The sequence below is a fragment of the Marinobacterium arenosum genome, assembly GCF_019795155.1.
GTDB lineage: Bacteria > Pseudomonadota > Gammaproteobacteria > Pseudomonadales > Balneatricaceae > Marinobacterium_C > Marinobacterium_C arenosum.
Genome location: NZ_JAILYN010000002.1, coordinates 138,944 through 155,277 on the forward strand (window position 1 = coordinate 138,944; position 16,334 = coordinate 155,277).

Annotated in this window: 19 protein-coding genes and 2 tRNA genes; 1 reads left to right on the top strand and 20 read right to left on the bottom strand. The window is 59.6% G+C overall.

Features of this window, described 5'->3' with window-relative positions:
- Window positions 1–4: 4 nt before the first annotated feature.
- Window positions 5–880 carry a 4-hydroxy-tetrahydrodipicolinate synthase gene (gene dapA, locus K6T12_RS01600; protein WP_222218810.1) on the bottom strand — a complete coding sequence of 292 codons (876 nt, stop codon included), beginning with the start codon at window positions 878–880 and terminating at the stop codon, window positions 5–7.
- 169 nt (window positions 881–1,049) lie between these two features.
- Between dapA and K6T12_RS01605 the strand changes: the two genes are divergently transcribed.
- Window positions 1,050–1,523, top strand: coding sequence for a peroxiredoxin (locus tag K6T12_RS01605; RefSeq protein ID WP_222218812.1), 474 nt, complete (start codon window positions 1,050–1,052; stop codon window positions 1,521–1,523).
- Window positions 1,524–1,599: 76 nt separating this feature from the next.
- On the opposite strand, the gene nadA is transcribed toward K6T12_RS01605, so the two are convergent.
- The 19 genes from nadA to K6T12_RS01700 all read right to left on the bottom strand — a co-directional run bounded on the left by nadA (window position 1,600) and on the right by K6T12_RS01700 (window position 16,302).
- Window positions 1,600–2,652 (bottom strand): quinolinate synthase NadA, encoded by a 1,053-nt coding sequence (gene nadA, locus K6T12_RS01610; RefSeq protein WP_222218814.1) that lies wholly within the window; start codon window positions 2,650–2,652, stop codon window positions 1,600–1,602.
- A 175-nt stretch (window positions 2,653–2,827) separates the two neighbouring features.
- Window positions 2,828–2,903, bottom strand: a tRNA-Lys gene (locus K6T12_RS01615).
- A gap of 34 nt (window positions 2,904–2,937) precedes the next feature.
- Window positions 2,938–3,013, bottom strand: a tRNA-Lys gene (locus K6T12_RS01620).
- A gap of 59 nt (window positions 3,014–3,072) precedes the next feature.
- On the bottom strand, window positions 3,073–3,762 hold the full coding sequence (gene queC, locus K6T12_RS01625) for a 7-cyano-7-deazaguanine synthase QueC (RefSeq protein ID WP_222218816.1): 690 nt from the start codon (window positions 3,760–3,762) through the stop codon (window positions 3,073–3,075).
- 20 nt (window positions 3,763–3,782) lie between these two features.
- Window positions 3,783–4,628 carry a tol-pal system protein YbgF gene (ybgF, locus tag K6T12_RS01630; RefSeq protein ID WP_222218818.1) on the bottom strand — a complete coding sequence of 282 codons (846 nt, stop codon included), beginning with the start codon at window positions 4,626–4,628 and terminating at the stop codon, window positions 3,783–3,785.
- A gap of 3 nt (window positions 4,629–4,631) precedes the next feature.
- Window positions 4,632–5,162: a peptidoglycan-associated lipoprotein Pal gene (gene pal / locus K6T12_RS01635; protein ID WP_222218820.1), complete on the bottom strand. Its 531-nt coding sequence runs from the start codon at window positions 5,160–5,162 to the stop codon at window positions 4,632–4,634.
- A 106-nt stretch (window positions 5,163–5,268) separates the two neighbouring features.
- Window positions 5,269–6,543, bottom strand: coding sequence for a Tol-Pal system beta propeller repeat protein TolB (gene tolB / locus K6T12_RS01640; protein WP_315853551.1), 1,275 nt, complete (start codon window positions 6,541–6,543; stop codon window positions 5,269–5,271).
- A gap of 23 nt (window positions 6,544–6,566) precedes the next feature.
- Entirely contained in the window at window positions 6,567–7,535 is a 969-nt protein-coding gene (gene tolA, locus K6T12_RS01645; protein ID WP_222218822.1) for a cell envelope integrity protein TolA, read from the bottom strand.
- A gap of 8 nt (window positions 7,536–7,543) precedes the next feature.
- On the bottom strand, window positions 7,544–7,960 hold the full coding sequence (tolR, locus tag K6T12_RS01650) for a protein TolR (RefSeq protein ID WP_222218824.1): 417 nt from the start codon (window positions 7,958–7,960) through the stop codon (window positions 7,544–7,546).
- Between the two features lie 14 nt (window positions 7,961–7,974).
- A complete protein-coding gene (tolQ, locus tag K6T12_RS01655; RefSeq protein ID WP_222218826.1) occupies window positions 7,975–8,655 on the bottom strand; it encodes a protein TolQ in 681 nt (226 codons plus the stop codon).
- Between the two features lie 523 nt (window positions 8,656–9,178).
- Window positions 9,179–9,550: a TraR/DksA family transcriptional regulator gene (locus K6T12_RS01660; protein ID WP_222218828.1), complete on the bottom strand. Its 372-nt coding sequence runs from the start codon at window positions 9,548–9,550 to the stop codon at window positions 9,179–9,181.
- 112 nt (window positions 9,551–9,662) lie between these two features.
- Window positions 9,663–10,673: a Holliday junction branch migration DNA helicase RuvB gene (gene ruvB, locus K6T12_RS01665; RefSeq protein WP_222218830.1), complete on the bottom strand. Its 1,011-nt coding sequence runs from the start codon at window positions 10,671–10,673 to the stop codon at window positions 9,663–9,665.
- A gap of 59 nt (window positions 10,674–10,732) precedes the next feature.
- Window positions 10,733–11,362 (bottom strand): Holliday junction branch migration protein RuvA, encoded by a 630-nt coding sequence (ruvA, locus tag K6T12_RS01670; RefSeq protein ID WP_222218832.1) that lies wholly within the window; start codon window positions 11,360–11,362, stop codon window positions 10,733–10,735.
- Complete coding sequence (locus K6T12_RS01675) at window positions 11,359–12,030, bottom strand: trimeric intracellular cation channel family protein (RefSeq protein WP_222218834.1); 672 nt, start codon at window positions 12,028–12,030, stop codon at window positions 11,359–11,361. The genes ruvA and K6T12_RS01675 overlap by 4 nt, the downstream gene beginning before the upstream one ends.
- A gap of 99 nt (window positions 12,031–12,129) precedes the next feature.
- Complete coding sequence (gene ruvC, locus K6T12_RS01680) at window positions 12,130–12,645, bottom strand: crossover junction endodeoxyribonuclease RuvC (protein ID WP_222218836.1); 516 nt, start codon at window positions 12,643–12,645, stop codon at window positions 12,130–12,132.
- 95 nt (window positions 12,646–12,740) lie between these two features.
- Window positions 12,741–13,481, bottom strand: coding sequence for a YebC/PmpR family DNA-binding transcriptional regulator (locus K6T12_RS01685; RefSeq protein WP_222218838.1), 741 nt, complete (start codon window positions 13,479–13,481; stop codon window positions 12,741–12,743).
- Between the two features lie 115 nt (window positions 13,482–13,596).
- Window positions 13,597–15,360, bottom strand: coding sequence for an aspartate--tRNA ligase (gene aspS / locus K6T12_RS01690; protein WP_222218840.1), 1,764 nt, complete (start codon window positions 15,358–15,360; stop codon window positions 13,597–13,599).
- Window positions 15,361–15,427: 67 nt separating this feature from the next.
- Window positions 15,428–15,652, bottom strand: coding sequence for an FmdB family zinc ribbon protein (locus K6T12_RS01695; RefSeq protein WP_222218842.1), 225 nt, complete (start codon window positions 15,650–15,652; stop codon window positions 15,428–15,430).
- A gap of 200 nt (window positions 15,653–15,852) precedes the next feature.
- On the bottom strand, window positions 15,853–16,302 hold the full coding sequence (locus tag K6T12_RS01700) for an HIT domain-containing protein (RefSeq protein ID WP_222218844.1): 450 nt from the start codon (window positions 16,300–16,302) through the stop codon (window positions 15,853–15,855).
- Window positions 16,303–16,334: the final 32 nt, after the last annotated feature.

Genomic DNA, 16,334 nt, shown 5'->3' on the forward strand with positions numbered 1-16,334 from the left:
TCCCTTAGATAATGGCGGCGCTACGCAAAGCGTCGCGAACCTGCTCGTGATACTGGGCGGACAACGGCGTCAGCGGCAAGCGGATGCCGCGGTCGATCAGCCCCATCTCGGCCAGCGCCCACTTCACCGGAATCGGGTTGGCCCCAACGAACAGCTTCTGGTGCAGCGGCTGTAGCTGCAGGTCCAGCTTGCGCGCCTCATCGGCGCTGCCGGCAATGGCCAACCGGCAAAGTTCGGCCATCTGCGCCGGCGCCACATTGGCGGTCACGGAGACATTGCCCTGCCCACCCATCAGCATCAGCTCGGTGGCGGTGGCGTCATCGCCGGAGTAGATCGCAAAGCCCTGCGGCGCCTTTTCGATCAGCTCACGGGCACGTTGCAGGTCACCGGTGGCTTCCTTGATGCCGACGATATTGTCGATTTCGGCCAGCCGCAGCACCGTCTCCGGCAACATATCGCAGACAGTCCGGCCCGGCACGTTGTAAAGGATCTGGTCGATATCCACCGCTTCGGCAATTGCCTTGAAATGCTGGTAGAGCCCTTCCTGAGTAGGCTTGTTGTAGTACGGCACCACCAACAGGCAAGCGTCGGCGCCGACCTTTTTGGCTTCACGGGTCAATTCGATCGCTTCACGGGTACTGTTGGCGCCGGTGCCGGCGATCACCTTGATCCGGCCTGCAACCAGATCCACGACACGCTTGATCACCTGGCAATGCTCATTGCAATCCAGGGTCGCGGATTCGCCGGTGGTGCCGACAGCGACGATCGCATCGGTTCCCTGCTGAACATGCATTTCGGTCAGCTTGTCCAGTGCCGGCCAATCGATTGCACCATCGGCGGTCATCGGGGTTACAAGCGCAACAAGGCTGCCAGTAATCATCTCTGTCTCCATAAACTTACACACAGCAGGCCGACACAGTGCCGCCGGCCGGGCTCAACCCTGCAGCCACGACCGACCTCCGTCGCACCGATATCTGTTATCGTATAAAGGGCTGATATTCTAAACGAATTCAGCACCATCCAACCACCTGATTAAATAGGGAAATTCGATGACAACAGTGGCCATCAACGAACCTGTTGCAAACTTCAGCGCCCCGGCGACAAGCGATCAGACGATCAACCTTTCCGACCTGGCCGGCAAGAACGTCGTTATCTATTTCTACCCGAAAGACAGCACCCCGGGCTGCACCACCGAAGGTCAGAACTTCCGCGACCTGTACGACCAGTTCGAAGCAGCTAACACCGTCATCTTCGGCGTCTCCCGCGACGGCCTGCGCGCCCACGAGAACTTCAAGGCCAAGCAGAGCTTCCCGTTCGAACTGATCAGCGACAAGGAAGAGGAGCTGTGCAAACAGTTTGACGTTATCAAACTGAAAAAGAACTACGGCCGGGAGTACCTGGGTATCGACCGCTCCACCTTCCTGATCGATGCCAACGGCGTACTCCGCCAGGAATGGCGCGGCGTCAAGGTGAAAGGCCATGCCGACGAGGTATTGGCCGCCGCCCAGGCACTGAACAGCTGACAACCCGCCAGCCAGAAACCAAAAACGGGGCAAAAGCCCCGTTTTTCATGTCCGCCGATACTAATCGACTATTAACTTAACCGTTAAGTTTCGCCGAGAAATCCAGCATCCGTTGCAACGGGCGACGGGCATCCTCGATCAGCGCCGGATCCACATGGACCTCCTGGTCACCGGTTTCCAGCACATGCAGCAGACTTTCCAGCCCATTCATCGCCATCCACGGACAGTGGGCACAGCTGCGACAGGTCGCGCCGCTACCACCGGTCGGTGCTTCGATGAACTGCTTACCCGGCGCAGCCTGACGCATCTTGTAGAAGATGCCCCGGTCGGTGGCGACAATAAACTGCTCGTTCGGCAGAGTCTGGGCGGCCTTGATCAGCTGGCTGGTCGAACCCACCGCGTCGGCGATCTCGACCACCGAGGCCGGCGATTCCGGATGCACCAGCACGCCGGCATCCGGGTAGACCTGCTTAAGATCCAGAATCCCTTTCGCCTTGAACTCCTCGTGCACGATGCAGGCACCATCCCACATCAGCATCTCGACACCCGTCTCACGCTGCACATAGGAGCCCAGATGCTTGTCCGGCGCCCAGATGATTTTCTTGTCCTGTTCAGCCAGGTGCTCGGCCACTTTCAGCGCAATACTGGAAGTTACCACCCAACCGGCGCGCGCCTTGACTGCCGCCGACGTGTTGGCATAAACCACCACCTCATGATCCGGGTGCTGATCGCAGAAGGCCGAGAATTCGTCGATCGGACAGCCGATATCCAGCGAACAGGTCGCCTCCAAGGTCGGCATCAGAATCCGCTTCTCCGGGCTGAGAATCTTGGCGGTCTCGCCCATGAAACGCACACCCGCCACTACCAGCGTTGAAGCTTCGTGAGTCGCCCCGAAACGTGCCATCTCCAGGGAGTCGGACACGCAGCCGCCGGTCTCCTCGGCCAGCTCCTGCATGATGTCGTCCGTGTAGTAGTGGGCGACCAGGCAGGCATCCTTCTCTTTCAGCAACCGCTTGATGCGGGCCTTGTAGTCCGCCACGGCTTCTGGGCTCATACCCGACGGCAGATGCTCTTTGGCAAAATGTTCCTGTACCAGGATGCGATCCGAAATTTGTTTAGTATCGAGCATAGATCCGCACAACTATCCGTTAATCACCGCGGCACCGGCGCCGCAAAAAACGACCAAAACGGCCAGGGCCGCATTATAACACAGTCCGACCACTCTCTAGTGACAACAAAGCCCAGGGGCGCGACTTTCGGGCAGATACGAAAAAGGAGCACCGAGGTGCTCCTTTTTGAAAATTTGGTGGGTCGTATAGGACTCGAACCTATGACCAATTGGTTAAAAGCCAACTGCTCTACCAACTGAGCTAACGACCCGGAATTTAGCCTTCAAGAAGGCTGCCGTTGGGAGTGGTGGGTCGTATAGGACTCGAACCTATGACCAATTGGTTAAAAGCCAACTGCTCTACCAACTGAGCTAACGACCCCTCCAACGGAGGCCGTATAATACGGCCTCAGAACGAAAAAGCAAGTAAAAATATCGCTTTTAGTTAGAATCCGCGTAACGGGTCGGATCCGGCAGACCGGCATCGGCAAAACCCTGCGCGCGCAGACGACAGCTGTCGCAATGCCCACAGGCCCGCCCCTGGTCGTCCGCCTGATAGCAGGAGACCGTCAACGCATAGTCGACCCCAAGCTCGGTGCCACGCTGGATAATCTGCGCCTTGGTCAGATCGATCAGCGGGGTTTCAATCCGGATTCGCTGACCTTCAATACCCATCTTGGTGGCCAGGTTGGCCATGGATTCGAAGGCCTGGATAAACGCCGGCCGGCAATCCGGGTAACCGGAGTAGTCGACCGCATTAACACCGATAAAGATCGCCTCGGCCTCCAGCACCTCGGCCCACCCCAGCGCCAACGACAGGAACACCGTATTGCGGGCCGGCACATAGGTGATCGGAACGCCTTCCTCTTCCCCCTCCGGCACATCGATACTGTGATCGGTCAACGCCGAGCCGCCAAAGTCTTCCAGATGCAGCCGGATCACCCGGTGCTCGACAACCTGCTGCTGCGTGGCAATCGCACGCGCGGCATTGAGCTCGGTCAGCGAGCGCTGCCCGTAGTCGAAGCTCAACACATAACATTGATAACCCCGGTCTTTGGCATCGGCCAGGGCGGTGGCGGAATCAAGCCCGCCCGAAAGCAGCACCACTGCCTTAGGTGCGGTTTCGCTCATCGATAGCTCCAGAGAGTCGCTTACTGATTTTTAAGTTCGCGCGCCAGACGGGCGGCAGATGAATCGGCGTAGCGGCTCAGCACCAGATCAAGGTATTGATCGGACTTCGCCTTGTCGCCCAACTCAGCATAGACCTTGCCGAGTTTGTAGGCCGCATCGGCAGCCTTGCTGTGATCGGCATGCTGGGCAACAACCACCGAGAAGGAATCCCGGGCCAGCTCCAGCTTCTGCTGTGCCAGATAGATCTCACCCAGCCAATAGTGCGCATTGGCGAGTCGCTCGCTCTGCGGATAGTTCCGCACGAACGCCTTGAAGGCCCCGATGGCCGGATCATAAGCCCGCTGGCGCACCAGCGTGAAGGCGTCCTGATAGGCCTGCAGGTCGTTGCCATCGATATTGGCCACAGAACCATTTACAGCAGCCGGTTGTCTCGGCCCGGCATCGGCTGGAGCCTTCGCTGCAGGCGCAACCGTCGGAGCCGCACCGCCCACCGAAGAGGACGGGGCGGCAGAGCGCATTAGAAAACTGATTCGCCGATCCAGATCACGGTAGCGATCCAGCTGCTCGGTTTCCATCCGTTTCAACTTATGCGACTGGGCTTCCAACTGGCCGCGCAACAGACGAACCTCGTCTTGCAACTGCTGCACCAACAGTAACAGCTCGGTACTCTGACTAAGACCGCCGGCAGCCTGGCCCTGACCACCATTAGAGGCGGATTGAATGGTCAGCTCCGGTACCGAACCCCGGTTGGCCACGCCGTTCGACTGGCCACCATTGAGCTCGATTACCTGAACCTCATCGGCAAAAACGCCGGCGCTTACCAGAAGCGCCAGCGTTGCCAGTGTATGACGGGATACTGGAAACATCGATTAACGGCTTACGTATTTCAGCTCCACGCGACGGTTCTGAGACCAGGAACCGCGGTCGTGACCGAGCACCGCCGGCTTCTCTTCACCGTAGCTGATCACTTCCAGCTGGTCAGCATTCACGTTGTTGACCTGCAGGAAGCGGGAGATCGCCTTGGCACGACGCTCACCCAGCGCCATGTTGTATTCACGAGTACCACGCTCATCGGCGTGACCTTCCAGACGGATGCTGGCACCCGGGTTAAGCGCCAGGTATTTGGCATGCGCTTCCAGATCGGCAAAACCTTCCGCCTTGACTACGGACTTATCGAAGTCGAAGTAGAAGACAGTACGCAGGTTAGCCACATCCTGCATGGAGCCGCCGGAAACACCTGCACCAGTGCCTACGCCCTGAGCAGACGCAGCGCCTGTACCGGCACCTGCCGCCGCCGCATCTGCACCGGAATCGGAAGTCGTGCCGGTTGTACTACAACCTGCCGCCCATACTACAGTCAATGCCAGTGCCGCAGCCTTGGTCAGATTGGTAGCTCGCATCGATTTGATCACTCCTGTCAGTATTCTTTGTAAGCAACGCAGCCGCTCCATGCGGCTGCATTCGCACTCTCAATCGAATTGGTCATAAATTAAAGGCTGTTGCCGCTTATTGCAAGTAAGGCGACCAGGCCGGCTCGCGGACATCCCCTTTCGCCGCCGGCAGGCGGAACTTCACACTACCGTCAAGGCTGACACCGCCGAGCAGACCGCGCACCCCCTCCTGGGTCGCATAGAGGATCATACTGCCGTTCGGCGCAATGGTCGGCGACTCATCCAGCCCGGTCTCGGTCAACACATCCAGCCGACCGGTCTTCAGATCCTGCACGGCTATATGGAAAGAACCACCGGTCTGATGCACCATGGCCAGGAAGCGGCCATCCTGGGTCATCCGCGCCCGGGCGTTGTACGCCCCTTCAAACGTCAGCCGGCTGATCTCGCGGCTCGCCAGGTGAACCCGGTAGATCTGCGGCAATCCACCCCGATCCGACGTAAAGATCAGCGACTGGCCATCCGGCGTCCATGACGGCTCGGTATCGATACCGTAATGATGGGTCACCCGGGTCAGCTGACGACGTACCAGATCCAGAATATAGATCTCCGGATTACCATCCTTGGATAGCACCAACGCCAGCTTCTGACCATCCGGCGACCAGGCCGGCGCCCCATTCAAGCCACGGAACGATTGCACCTTCTGCCGTTTACCGCTCGCCAGATCCTGCACATAGATCGCCGGACGGCTGGTTTCGAATGACACATAGGCCAGCTTCTTACCGTCCAGCGACCAGGCCGGCGACATGATCGGCTCGCGCGATTCCAGAATAGTACGCGGGCGCGCACCATCGGAATCAGCCAGCTGCAGACGATAGCGATACTGCTGATCGGCCATCTTCTCCGCTGTCACGTAAACAATGCGCGTCGAAAAAGCACCGCGCAGGCCGGTCAGCTTCTGGTAAATCATATCGGCAACATAGTGGCCAATATCGCGCAGATTAGCTGAACCTGCGCTGACCTGTTCTGCCAGTAAACGCTGCTCTTTAAGCACATCGTACAGTTCGAACTCGACGCGCAGCTGACCATTACCCTGAGGCGCAATCCGACCGATCACCAGGAAGTCGGTGTTGCTGACCCGCCAATCACGAAAATAGACCTGATCAGCCCGACTCGGGAAACCGAGCATATTGTCACGCGACAACAGCTTGAACAGGCCGGTACGCGCCAGATCGTTGTGAACGATCTGCGCCACATCCTCCGGCAACGCCTGGCTACCACTCCAGGCAAAGGGTACAACCGCCACCGGCGTCGGCTCATCCACCCCCTGGGTGATCTCAATGGTCAACTCGGCCTGAGCGGGGGCAGCCGCAATAAACCACAATGCCAGCACTGCCCACCATATTCTGATTTTCCCTACCACCTCAGATCCTCCGGTCGGAATTTCAACGTAAATGAACGGTAGTACCGATCAAAAGCGATCGGATCCAACTTCTGCAATTCTGGGAAACGCTCCGCCCTGAGCACCGCCTGCACCGCACTGCGGTCGAAATGACTGTCGCCACTGGAACGCTCGACAAAGGCGTCAACCACCTCACCGGTCGGTAACAACTGCACCCGCACCGCGACCTCCATGCCGTTCTTGGCACCGCTCTTGATCCGCCAGTTACGAGTGATCAGGTCACGAATATAGCCCTCATAGCTGGCCGCCGCCCGGGCCCGCGCTTCGGCAGCCGCCTCCTGGGCCGCCGCCTCGGCCAACGCCTGCTCGCGGCGCTGCTGCGCCGCTTTCAACCTTTCGGCCTCGGCCTGCCGGCGCGCCTCTTGCTGACGCTTTTTCTCTTCAGCCGCTTTTTTACGGGCCAGTTCCTGCTGCCGCTTAGTTTCTGCCGCCGCCTTCTCTTCCGCCGCTTTCTTGCGCGCCAATTCTTGCTGGCGCTTCTTCTCGGCAGCCTTTTCAGCCGCCTGCTTGCGCTTCTGCTCCTCCGCCTTCTTGCGGGCGATCTCCTGCTGGCGCTTCTGCTCAGCCTTCTGCTTCGCCTCAGCCTGGCGCTTGGCTTCATCCGCCTTACGCTGCTTCTCCGCCAACGCCTGCTTGCGCTGCTGTTCCTTTCGCTTACGCTCGGCTTCCGCCTGGCGTTTCGCCTCGGCCTTTTTGCGGGCGTCCGCTTGCTGGCGCGCCTCGTCCGCCTTACGCTCCGTCTCCTTGGCGGCATTGATCGCCGTCAGATCGACGATCTGTGCCTGCACATGACGCGGCGTACGGGTATGCTCCGGCGTACTTTGAAACCAGGTCTGCATCATCAGCGCGAATACCGCCGCATGCAGCCCCACCGCCAGCAGCGTCGGGACGATATAACTTGATGAATGGCTCGAAAAACGCACCCGACCGCCTACTCTGTTACCAGCCCGACACTGGGTGCGCCGGCGGACTGCAAGGTCACCATCAGCTGCACCACGGTGTTGTAATCCACGCTTTTATCACCCTTCACCAGCAACATCTTGCCGGGATTGGCCGCCAGGATCTTCTGCACCCGGGCACCGATCGCGTCCTGCGCCACCGGCTGTTGCGGGTCGCCGCCCACGTCGATGTAATAATGCCCGTCCCGGTCGACGGTAATGATTACCGGCTCGTTGTCCTTGCTGTCGACCGGATCGGCCGCCGCCTTCGGCAGCTCGACATTGACCCCCTGGGTCAGCATCGGCGCCGTCACCATAAAGATCACCAGCAGCACCATCATCACATCGATGTAGGGCACCACGTTGATCTCGGAATTGAATTTACGCGTTTTGCGTTTACGCCTGATCATCGCGACACCCGCTCTCAGCCGCCGCCGTGCACGCGGCGGTGCAGGATGGAGGAGAACTCATCGGCGAAGGTCTCGTAACTGGACAGCAACCCCTCAACCTTGGCGGAGTAACGGTTGTAGGCAATGACCGCCGGAATAGCAGCGAACAGGCCGATGGCGGTGGCCACCAACGCCTCAGAGATACCGGGCGCCACAGAGGCCAGTGTCGCCTGGTGCACATTGGCCAGACCACGGAAGGAGTTCATGATCCCCCAGACGGTACCGAACAGACCGATGTAGGGGCTGGTCGAACCGACTGTCGCCAGGAACGCCAGGTGCTGCTCCAGTTTCTCCTCTTCGCGCGCCAACGCGACCCGCATGCTGCGCTGCACGCCATCCATTACCGCGTCCGGATCGACACCGGACTGCTGGTTCAGACGGGTAAACTCCTTGATACCGGCACGGAAGATATTTTCCGCACCGCTGGCCGGATTCGGATTCTGGTTAACATCGCGGAACAACTGCCCCAGATCGACACCGGACCAGAATCGCTCTTCAAACCCCACCAACGCCTGTCGGGCCTTGCGCAACATCGTATGGCGCTGGAAGATCATCACCCAGGACATCAGCGACGCCAGCAACAGGATCAGCATTACCAGTTGCACTACCACGCTGGCGTTGACCACCAGACTCCAGATCGACATCTTTTCGACCACCACAGTCTCCTATCGCACCGCGGGACTAGCGCCCGCAGTCGCTCTCATACAGTGTTCAATAACGCTATCGCCGCAACCGACGGGTGCAGGACGCAGGGTATTCGCCGGCATTATCCGCACAAGCACCCCGGACCCAAGCTGAACAGCACCGGATTGCGCCGGCAATTCGATGGCTAAGTTGATAAAAAGTTCAGCGCTTGCAGCCTCCCGCCAATCGCGGGAGCCGCCAATGGATCACCTGGTAAGCAGGCGCAAAGCCGCATTCCGCCGCGGTTTCAGCTCCGGCAAACGGAAGAGCCAACAATAGCAGTCACACTGATTTATACAACCCGAACACCGGGAAATTTACGCGGCTGCGCAACAGTGGCGGCACAGAGAAGACAACCGCTTTACCGGCAGCTGAAGAGGAACGACACACCGGGCAACCGCCCGGCGCGAACGAGACGGGCGCCACTCATCAAAGCAGGAGCAGCGACCAGGATAAGTAAACAGCAGCCCCACCTTAAAGCAGGGCAAACAGCGTTTATGAGCGCTCTTTACGTGCTTGGCAGCTAACACAAAGGGTGGCCACCGGATTGGCACGCAGGCGATTCAGCTCGATATCCTCACCGCAGTTTTCGCAGAACCCAAAGTCGCCGGTCTCTATAAGATAGAGCGCATGACGGCAACTGCGAATCTCTTCGACATGGCGGGCAAGATGGGCGATATTGAGCTGGGCAACAGTTTCGGCAACTGCCTCATCGGCCTGATCCCCAGGGCCGTCAATCAACTCCAGGCTGCGCTCATGACCCGCATCGGCCAGTTCCTGCAATACTTCCTGTCGCAACTGTTCGAGCAGAGCCCGGATCTCTCCCTTGAACTCGAGTACCTGCGAGGCGGTTAGGCTCCCAGACATATTGCACCTTCTTATTTTATTGGCTGACGATGGGATCTTAAGCCAGCCGAACCAGTCTCTTGTTGATCGAAATCACTGGCGCAACAGAAGATGCGGAATCCGAACGGAGGGACTAACCCTCAGACGGCGGACTAATACCAAAATGACGGTAGGCATGATCGGTGACCACCCGGCCTCGCGGTGTACGCATCAGGTAGCCCTGCTGGATCAGATAGGGCTCCAGCACGTCCTCGATGGTATCACGCTCCTCGCTGATCGCCGCCGCCAGGCTGTCGACCCCGACCGGCCCGCCGCCGAACTTCTCGATCATCGCCAACAGCATGCGACGGTCCATGTGATCGAAGCCGCGCTGGTCGACATTGAGCATATTCAGCGCCCGGTCGGCCAGCTCGGCGGTAATCTCGCCATCGCCCTTCACCTCGGCATAATCCCGGGCCCGGCGCAGCAGCCGGTTGGCAATACGCGGCGTGCCGCGCGAACGGCGCGCCACTTCCAGCGCGCCGTCATCAGCGATGCGGGTACCGGACAGCGTCGCCGAACGGGACACGATGCTGGCCAGGTCCTCGACACTGTAGAACTCCAGCCGCTGCACGATCCCGAACCGGTCACGCAACGGCGACGTCAGCAGCCCCGCCCGGGTGGTCGCCCCCACCAGCGTAAACGGCGGCAGGTCCAGCTTGATCGAGCGCGCCGCCGGCCCCTCGCCGATCATGATATCGAGCTGATAATCCTCCATCGCCGGATAGAGCACCTCCTCGACATTCGGGCTCAAACGGTGAATCTCGTCGATAAAGAGCACATCGCCGGCCTCCAGGTTGGTCAGCAGCGCCGCCAGGTCGCCGGCCTTCTCCAGCACCGGCCCGGAGGTGGTCTTGATATCCGAGCCCATCTCGTTGGCGATGATATGCGCCAGGGTGGTCTTACCCAGCCCCGGCGGACCGAAGATCAGGGTATGGTCCAGCGCCTCGCCACGCCCCTTGGCGGCATGAATGAAGATCTCCATCTGCTCGCTCACCGTGGGCTGACCGACATAGTCTGTCAGCATTTTCGGCCGGATCGCCCGATCCTGCGCTTCTTCGACCGGATTACCGACCGGCGAGATAAAACGATCCGCTTCGATCATCTACTGAACCTTCAACCTATTTTCCAATATCCAACAACAACGGCCGCGCAACGAATGCCTTAGCCGACCATCGACTTCAGCGCGTGACGGATCAGCGCCTCACTGCTGGCACTGTCACCCAGCGCCTTTTCGGCGCCGCTGATCGCCTTGCTGGCCTGTACCGGCTTATAACCCAGAGCCACCAACGCACTTTCCGCTTCGGCAACCGCCTGGTCGTTAGCCGCCTGCTCCAGCGCCATCGGCATCTCACCCGCCAGGCTGAAGTCTGCCGGGCCGGCCAGCACCATATCCTTGACCTTGTCTTTCATCTCGACAATCAGCCGCTCGGCGGTCTTCTTACCAACCCCCGGCACCTTGACCAGCGCGCCGCTGTCGCCATCATGCACGCAGCGGATAAAGGACGGCGTATCGATACCGGACAAGATCGCCAGCGCCATCTTCGGCCCAACCCCGTTCACCTTGATCAGCGCCCGGAACAGCGAGCGCTCCTCGACATCGACAAAGCCATACAGCAACTGGGCATCCTCGCGCACCACGAAATGGGTATGCAAAGTAACCTGCGTGCCCACGGCCGGCAATTTGTAGAAGGTGTTCATCGAGGCCTCCACCTCGTAGCCCACACCATTCACATCCAGCAACAGTTGCGGCGGACGCTTGTCAGCCAACTCCCCTCTCAATCGCCCTATCACGGCTTATCTGTCTCCTGTTTCTTAACTTCACGCGGTTCCAGCCGGTGACCAGCCATAACGAATTCCGGCAGGCAAAGATCACCGAACATCGCCGCCAACCGCACCAGGAAGATGATCGCCATCGCCACCAGGGCCAGCAACTGATCATCGATGGTGCCGTCGAACACCACGTAGAACAGCGCTCCCAGCAGCGCACAGGTGGCATAAAGCTCGCCATCGCGCTGCAGGATCAGCGGTATCTGGCCGGTGATGATATCGCGGATCATACCGCCGGCGCAGCCGGTTACCATCGCCATGATCACTACGATCACCGGCGGCAACTCCATCGCCAGCGCTTTCTGCGCCCCCAGAATGGCGAACAGCGCCAACCCCATCGCATCCAGCACCAGCAATGCCCGGCGCGGATAGTTCCAGTAGCGACACAGGATAAAAACCGACACCGCCGCAACGATCGCCATCCACAGGTAGGAGGTATTGGCGATCCAGCTGACCGGATGGGAATCCAGCACGATATCGCGCAACGTGCCGCCACCCAATGCGGTAACGATCGCCAGCACCACCACCCCGAGAATATCGAGCCGCTTACCCTGCGCCGCCAGCGCCCCGGAACTGGCGAACACCACTACCCCGACCAGCTCGGCCAGATAGATGAACTCCTGATATTGCATATCGCCTCCCGACCGATGACCTGGACACCTGAACAAACAACCGATGGAACGGCTTTTTAAAAATTCAAACCAATCAGTTGAAGCCAGCCCACCCGCAGCTTAGCGCCAGCGGCGGTTACGGGTCGAACTGGCGCCAGCCACCTTGACCAGCCCCAGCCGGGTATGAGCATGACAGAGCGCAATGGCCAGCGCATCGGCGGCATCCGCCTGCGGCAGCCCCGGCAATTTGAGGATGCTGGACACCATATGCTGTACCTGCACCTTGTCGGCGGACCCCTTGCCCACCACCGACAGCTTGACCTTGCGGGCGGCGTATTCGTAAACCGGCAGGTCGTGGTTGGCACCACAGACGATCGCCACCCCGCGCGCCTGACCCAGCTTCAACGCCGAATCGGCGTTACGCGCCATGAACACCTGCTCGATCGCCATCTCTTGCGGACAGTAGCGCTCGATCAGCTCGTTGACGCCGGCATACACCTGCTTGAGCCGCTCCGGCAGCGCCTCGCCCCGGATGCGGATACAACCGCTGGCGACATATTCGCTTTTGGCACCGACGCTGTTTATCACGCCGAACCCGGTGATCCGCGACCCCGGATCGATCCCCAGTATCAACATATATATTTGCTCATCCCGCGCACATCCACGACCCGCTTACAGAAACGAAAAAGCCGAGACATCGTCCCGGCTTTATAAGCGCAGCGTACGGAAGATCACTCCTCCATCGCTTCCTCAGGAATCTCGGCGTTGTGGTAGACCTCCTGAGAATCATCCAGGTCTTCCAGCACGTCGATCAGCTTCAGCACCTTGCGGCCGGCATCGACATCCAGCTCCACCGAGGTGGATGGAATCATCGCCACTTCGGCGAGCACCGGCTCCAGACCAGCAGCAACCAAGCCCTGTTTGACGTCCATGAACTCCGCCGGCGTGGTGAACACGTCGATCGAGCCGTCGTCATTGGTGACCACATCCTCGGCGCCCACCTCCAGCGCCACCTCCATGATGGCGTCTTCATCGGCGCCCTCTTCGAAAGTGATCTGGCCTTTCTTGTCGAACAGGTAGGCAACCGAACCGCTGGTTCCCAGGTTACCGTTGTGCTTGTTGAACGCGGCGCGAACCTGAGAGACGGTACGGTTGACGTTGTCGGTCATGCACTCGACCAGGATCGCCACGCCGTTCGGACCATAGCCCTCGTAGGTCAGCTCATCGTAGTTCTCACCCTCGCCGCCACCGGCACCACGGGCGATCGCCTTCTCGATGGTGTCCTTCTTCATATTGGCGCCCAGCGCCTTGTCCACCGCCGCACGCAGACGCGGGTTATCGTCCGGATTGCCGCCGCCCTCTTTGGCCGCTACAACCAGCTCCCGGATCAACTTGGTGAAGATCTTGCCGCGCTTGGCGTCCTGGGCCGCCTTACGGTGTTTAATGTTGGCCCATTTGGAATGACCTGCCATATTACCACCTCGGTCTTGCTGCGACCGCCATCAGCGGCCGCACGGTCTTACGTTTACTCGCCTGTTTGCAACTGATCCGCCTACGGGCTGGGCCCGCAGACGGCAGACAACCCGATCAGGGTGTCTTGCGCAGACGGATGTTCAGCTCGCGCAGCTGAGCCGCGCTGACTTCGCCCGGTGCGTCGGTCAGCGGGCAGGATGCGCTCTGAGTTTTCGGGAACGCGATCACATCACGGATCGACTCGGAGCCGGTCATCAGCATCACCAGACGGTCCAGGCCGAACGCCAGGCCACCGTGCGGCGGGGCACCGTATTTCAGACCGTTCAGCAGGAAGCCGAACTTCTCTTCCGCCTCTTCAGCGCCGATACCCAGCACTTCGAATACGGTGCGCTGCATCGCCTGATCGTGGATACGGACGGAACCGCCACCCAGTTCACAGCCGTTCAGCACCATATCGTAGGCGCGGGACAGCGCATCGACCGGCGATGCCTTGAGTTCTTCCGGGCTGCAGCTCGGCGCAGTGAACGGATGGTGCAGCGCAGTCAGGTTGCCACCGTCCAGCTCTTCGAACATCGGGAAGTCGACCACCCACATCGGCGCCCATTCGCGCTCCAGCAGGTTCATATCCATGCCGACCTTGATCCGCAGGGCACCCATCGCCTCGTTGACGATCTTCTCTTTGTCGGCACCGAAGAATACGATATCGCCGTTCTTCGCTTCCAGGCGCGCCATGATCTTCATGGCCACCTCTTCGCCGAGGAACTTGACGATCGGCGACTGCAGGCCTTCGGCGCCCTTCTCCAGCTCGTTGACCTTGATCCAGGCCAGACCCTTGGCACCGTAGATGCCGACGTACTTGGTGTACTCGTCGATAATCTTACGGGTCAGCTCGGCGCCACCCGGCACCTTCAGCGCGGCGACACGGCCTTTCGGGTCCTTGGCCGGACCGGCGAACACCTTGAACTCGATGTCGGCCATCAGGTCGGCCACGTCGACCAGCTCCAGCGGGATACGCAGGTCCGGCTTATCGGAACCGTACCGGTTCATCGCCTCGGCGTACGGCATGCGCGGGAACTCGCCCAGCTCAACGCCCATCAGCTCGTTGAACAGCTTGCGGATCATGCTTTCCGCCATACCCATGATCGCTTCCTCGTCCATGAACGAGGTTTCGATGTCCACCTGGGTAAATTCCGGCTGACGGTCGGCACGCAGGTCTTCGTCACGGAAGCACTTGGCGATCTGATAGTAGCGGTCGAAACCGGACACCATCAGCAGCTGCTTGAACAGCTGCGGCGACTGCGGCAGCGCGAAGAAGCTGCCTTCGTGGGTACGGCTCGGCACCAGGTAGTCGCGGGCACCTTCCGGGGTCGCACGGGTCAAAATCGGCGTTTCGATATCCAGGAAGCCATTGTCGTCCAGATAGTTGCGGATCGCGTTGGTCACCTTGGAACGGAAGCGCATTTTCTGCTGCATCTCCGGGCGACGCAGATCGACAAAACGGTTGCGCAGACGCACGTCCTCGCCCACCTGCTGGTGCTCGTCCAGCTGGAACGGCGGCGTCTCGGATTTGTTCAGGATCACCAGTTCCTTACCCAGCACCTCGATCTCGCCTGTCGGCATATCGGCATTGACAGTGCCTTCCGGACGGTTGCGCACGGTGCCATGAATCTCGATCACGTACTCATTGCGCACGCTGTCAGCCAGCGCGAAGCTCTCTTCACGATCCGGATCGAATACCACCTGTGCCAGACCTTCACGGTCACGCACGTCCAGGAAGATTACCCCACCGTGGTCACGGCGGCGGTGTACCCACCCCGACAGTACCACGTCTTCGCCGATATGCTCTTTTCTCAGGTCGCCGCAATAATGGCTGCGCATAGTTCTCTGTTCCTGTTACTTACCCGTGTTTGGCCAGTGCCAAACCTGAAAATATCAAATGAATGTATTAGCTGCCCGAACCGCTGTCGCCGGCCAGGTTTTTCTTGCCGCCGGTTTTAAAGTCGGTTTCATACCAACCACCGCCGGACAGCCGAAAGCCCGGCGCGGACACTTTCTTACTGACATTGTCCGCTTCGCAGGCGACACACGCCGGCATCGGAGCATCGCTACGCAGCTGGAGTTTTTCGAACTCGTGCCCGCAGCTGCCGCACTGAAAATCAAAAATAGGCATCGTTCACCGATTCCTGATCGGTATAGGATCTCATCCTATACAGGGCCTTGGAAAACAGCGGATTATAACTGATTTGCGCAGCGGTAACAGGCCCGTCCAGCGGGTTCGAAAGGATTTCGCAAGGGTTTTAAGGTGCCATCAGGATCGAGGCGCCGGCGGCCGCCGCATTGCGGCCGCTCTACCCTAAAGCGCCCTGACAGTCAGGGATCGTGCGGCTCAAACTGGATTTCGGCATCCATCAGGAATTCAAGCTTGTGACGCAGTTCGTACAGCTCCTCCACCGTATATGGCTTGGCCGGCACCTTGCCCCACACCGGCGCCGGCCAGGCGGGATCATCCCGGAATCGCACGATATGATGCAGATGCAGCTGAGGCACCATGTTGCCCAGTGCGGCGATATTCATCTTATGGGCGGCATAGAGGTCGGCCAGGTTCTCGGCCAGGAAGGTCGACTCGTGCATCAACTGACGCTGCTCATGCTCTGGCAAATGATAGATCTCGCTGACTTCGACGCGGCGCGGCACCAGCACGAACCACGGATAGTTGCTATCGTTGAGCAGTAACAATGTGCAGAGCGGGAAGTTACCCAGCAGCACGCAATCCTCGACCAGCTGCGGGTGCAGCTCGAATTCAAGTTCCAGTTCATCCATTGGCGTACACTCCTGTTCAGTGATGCCCGGTA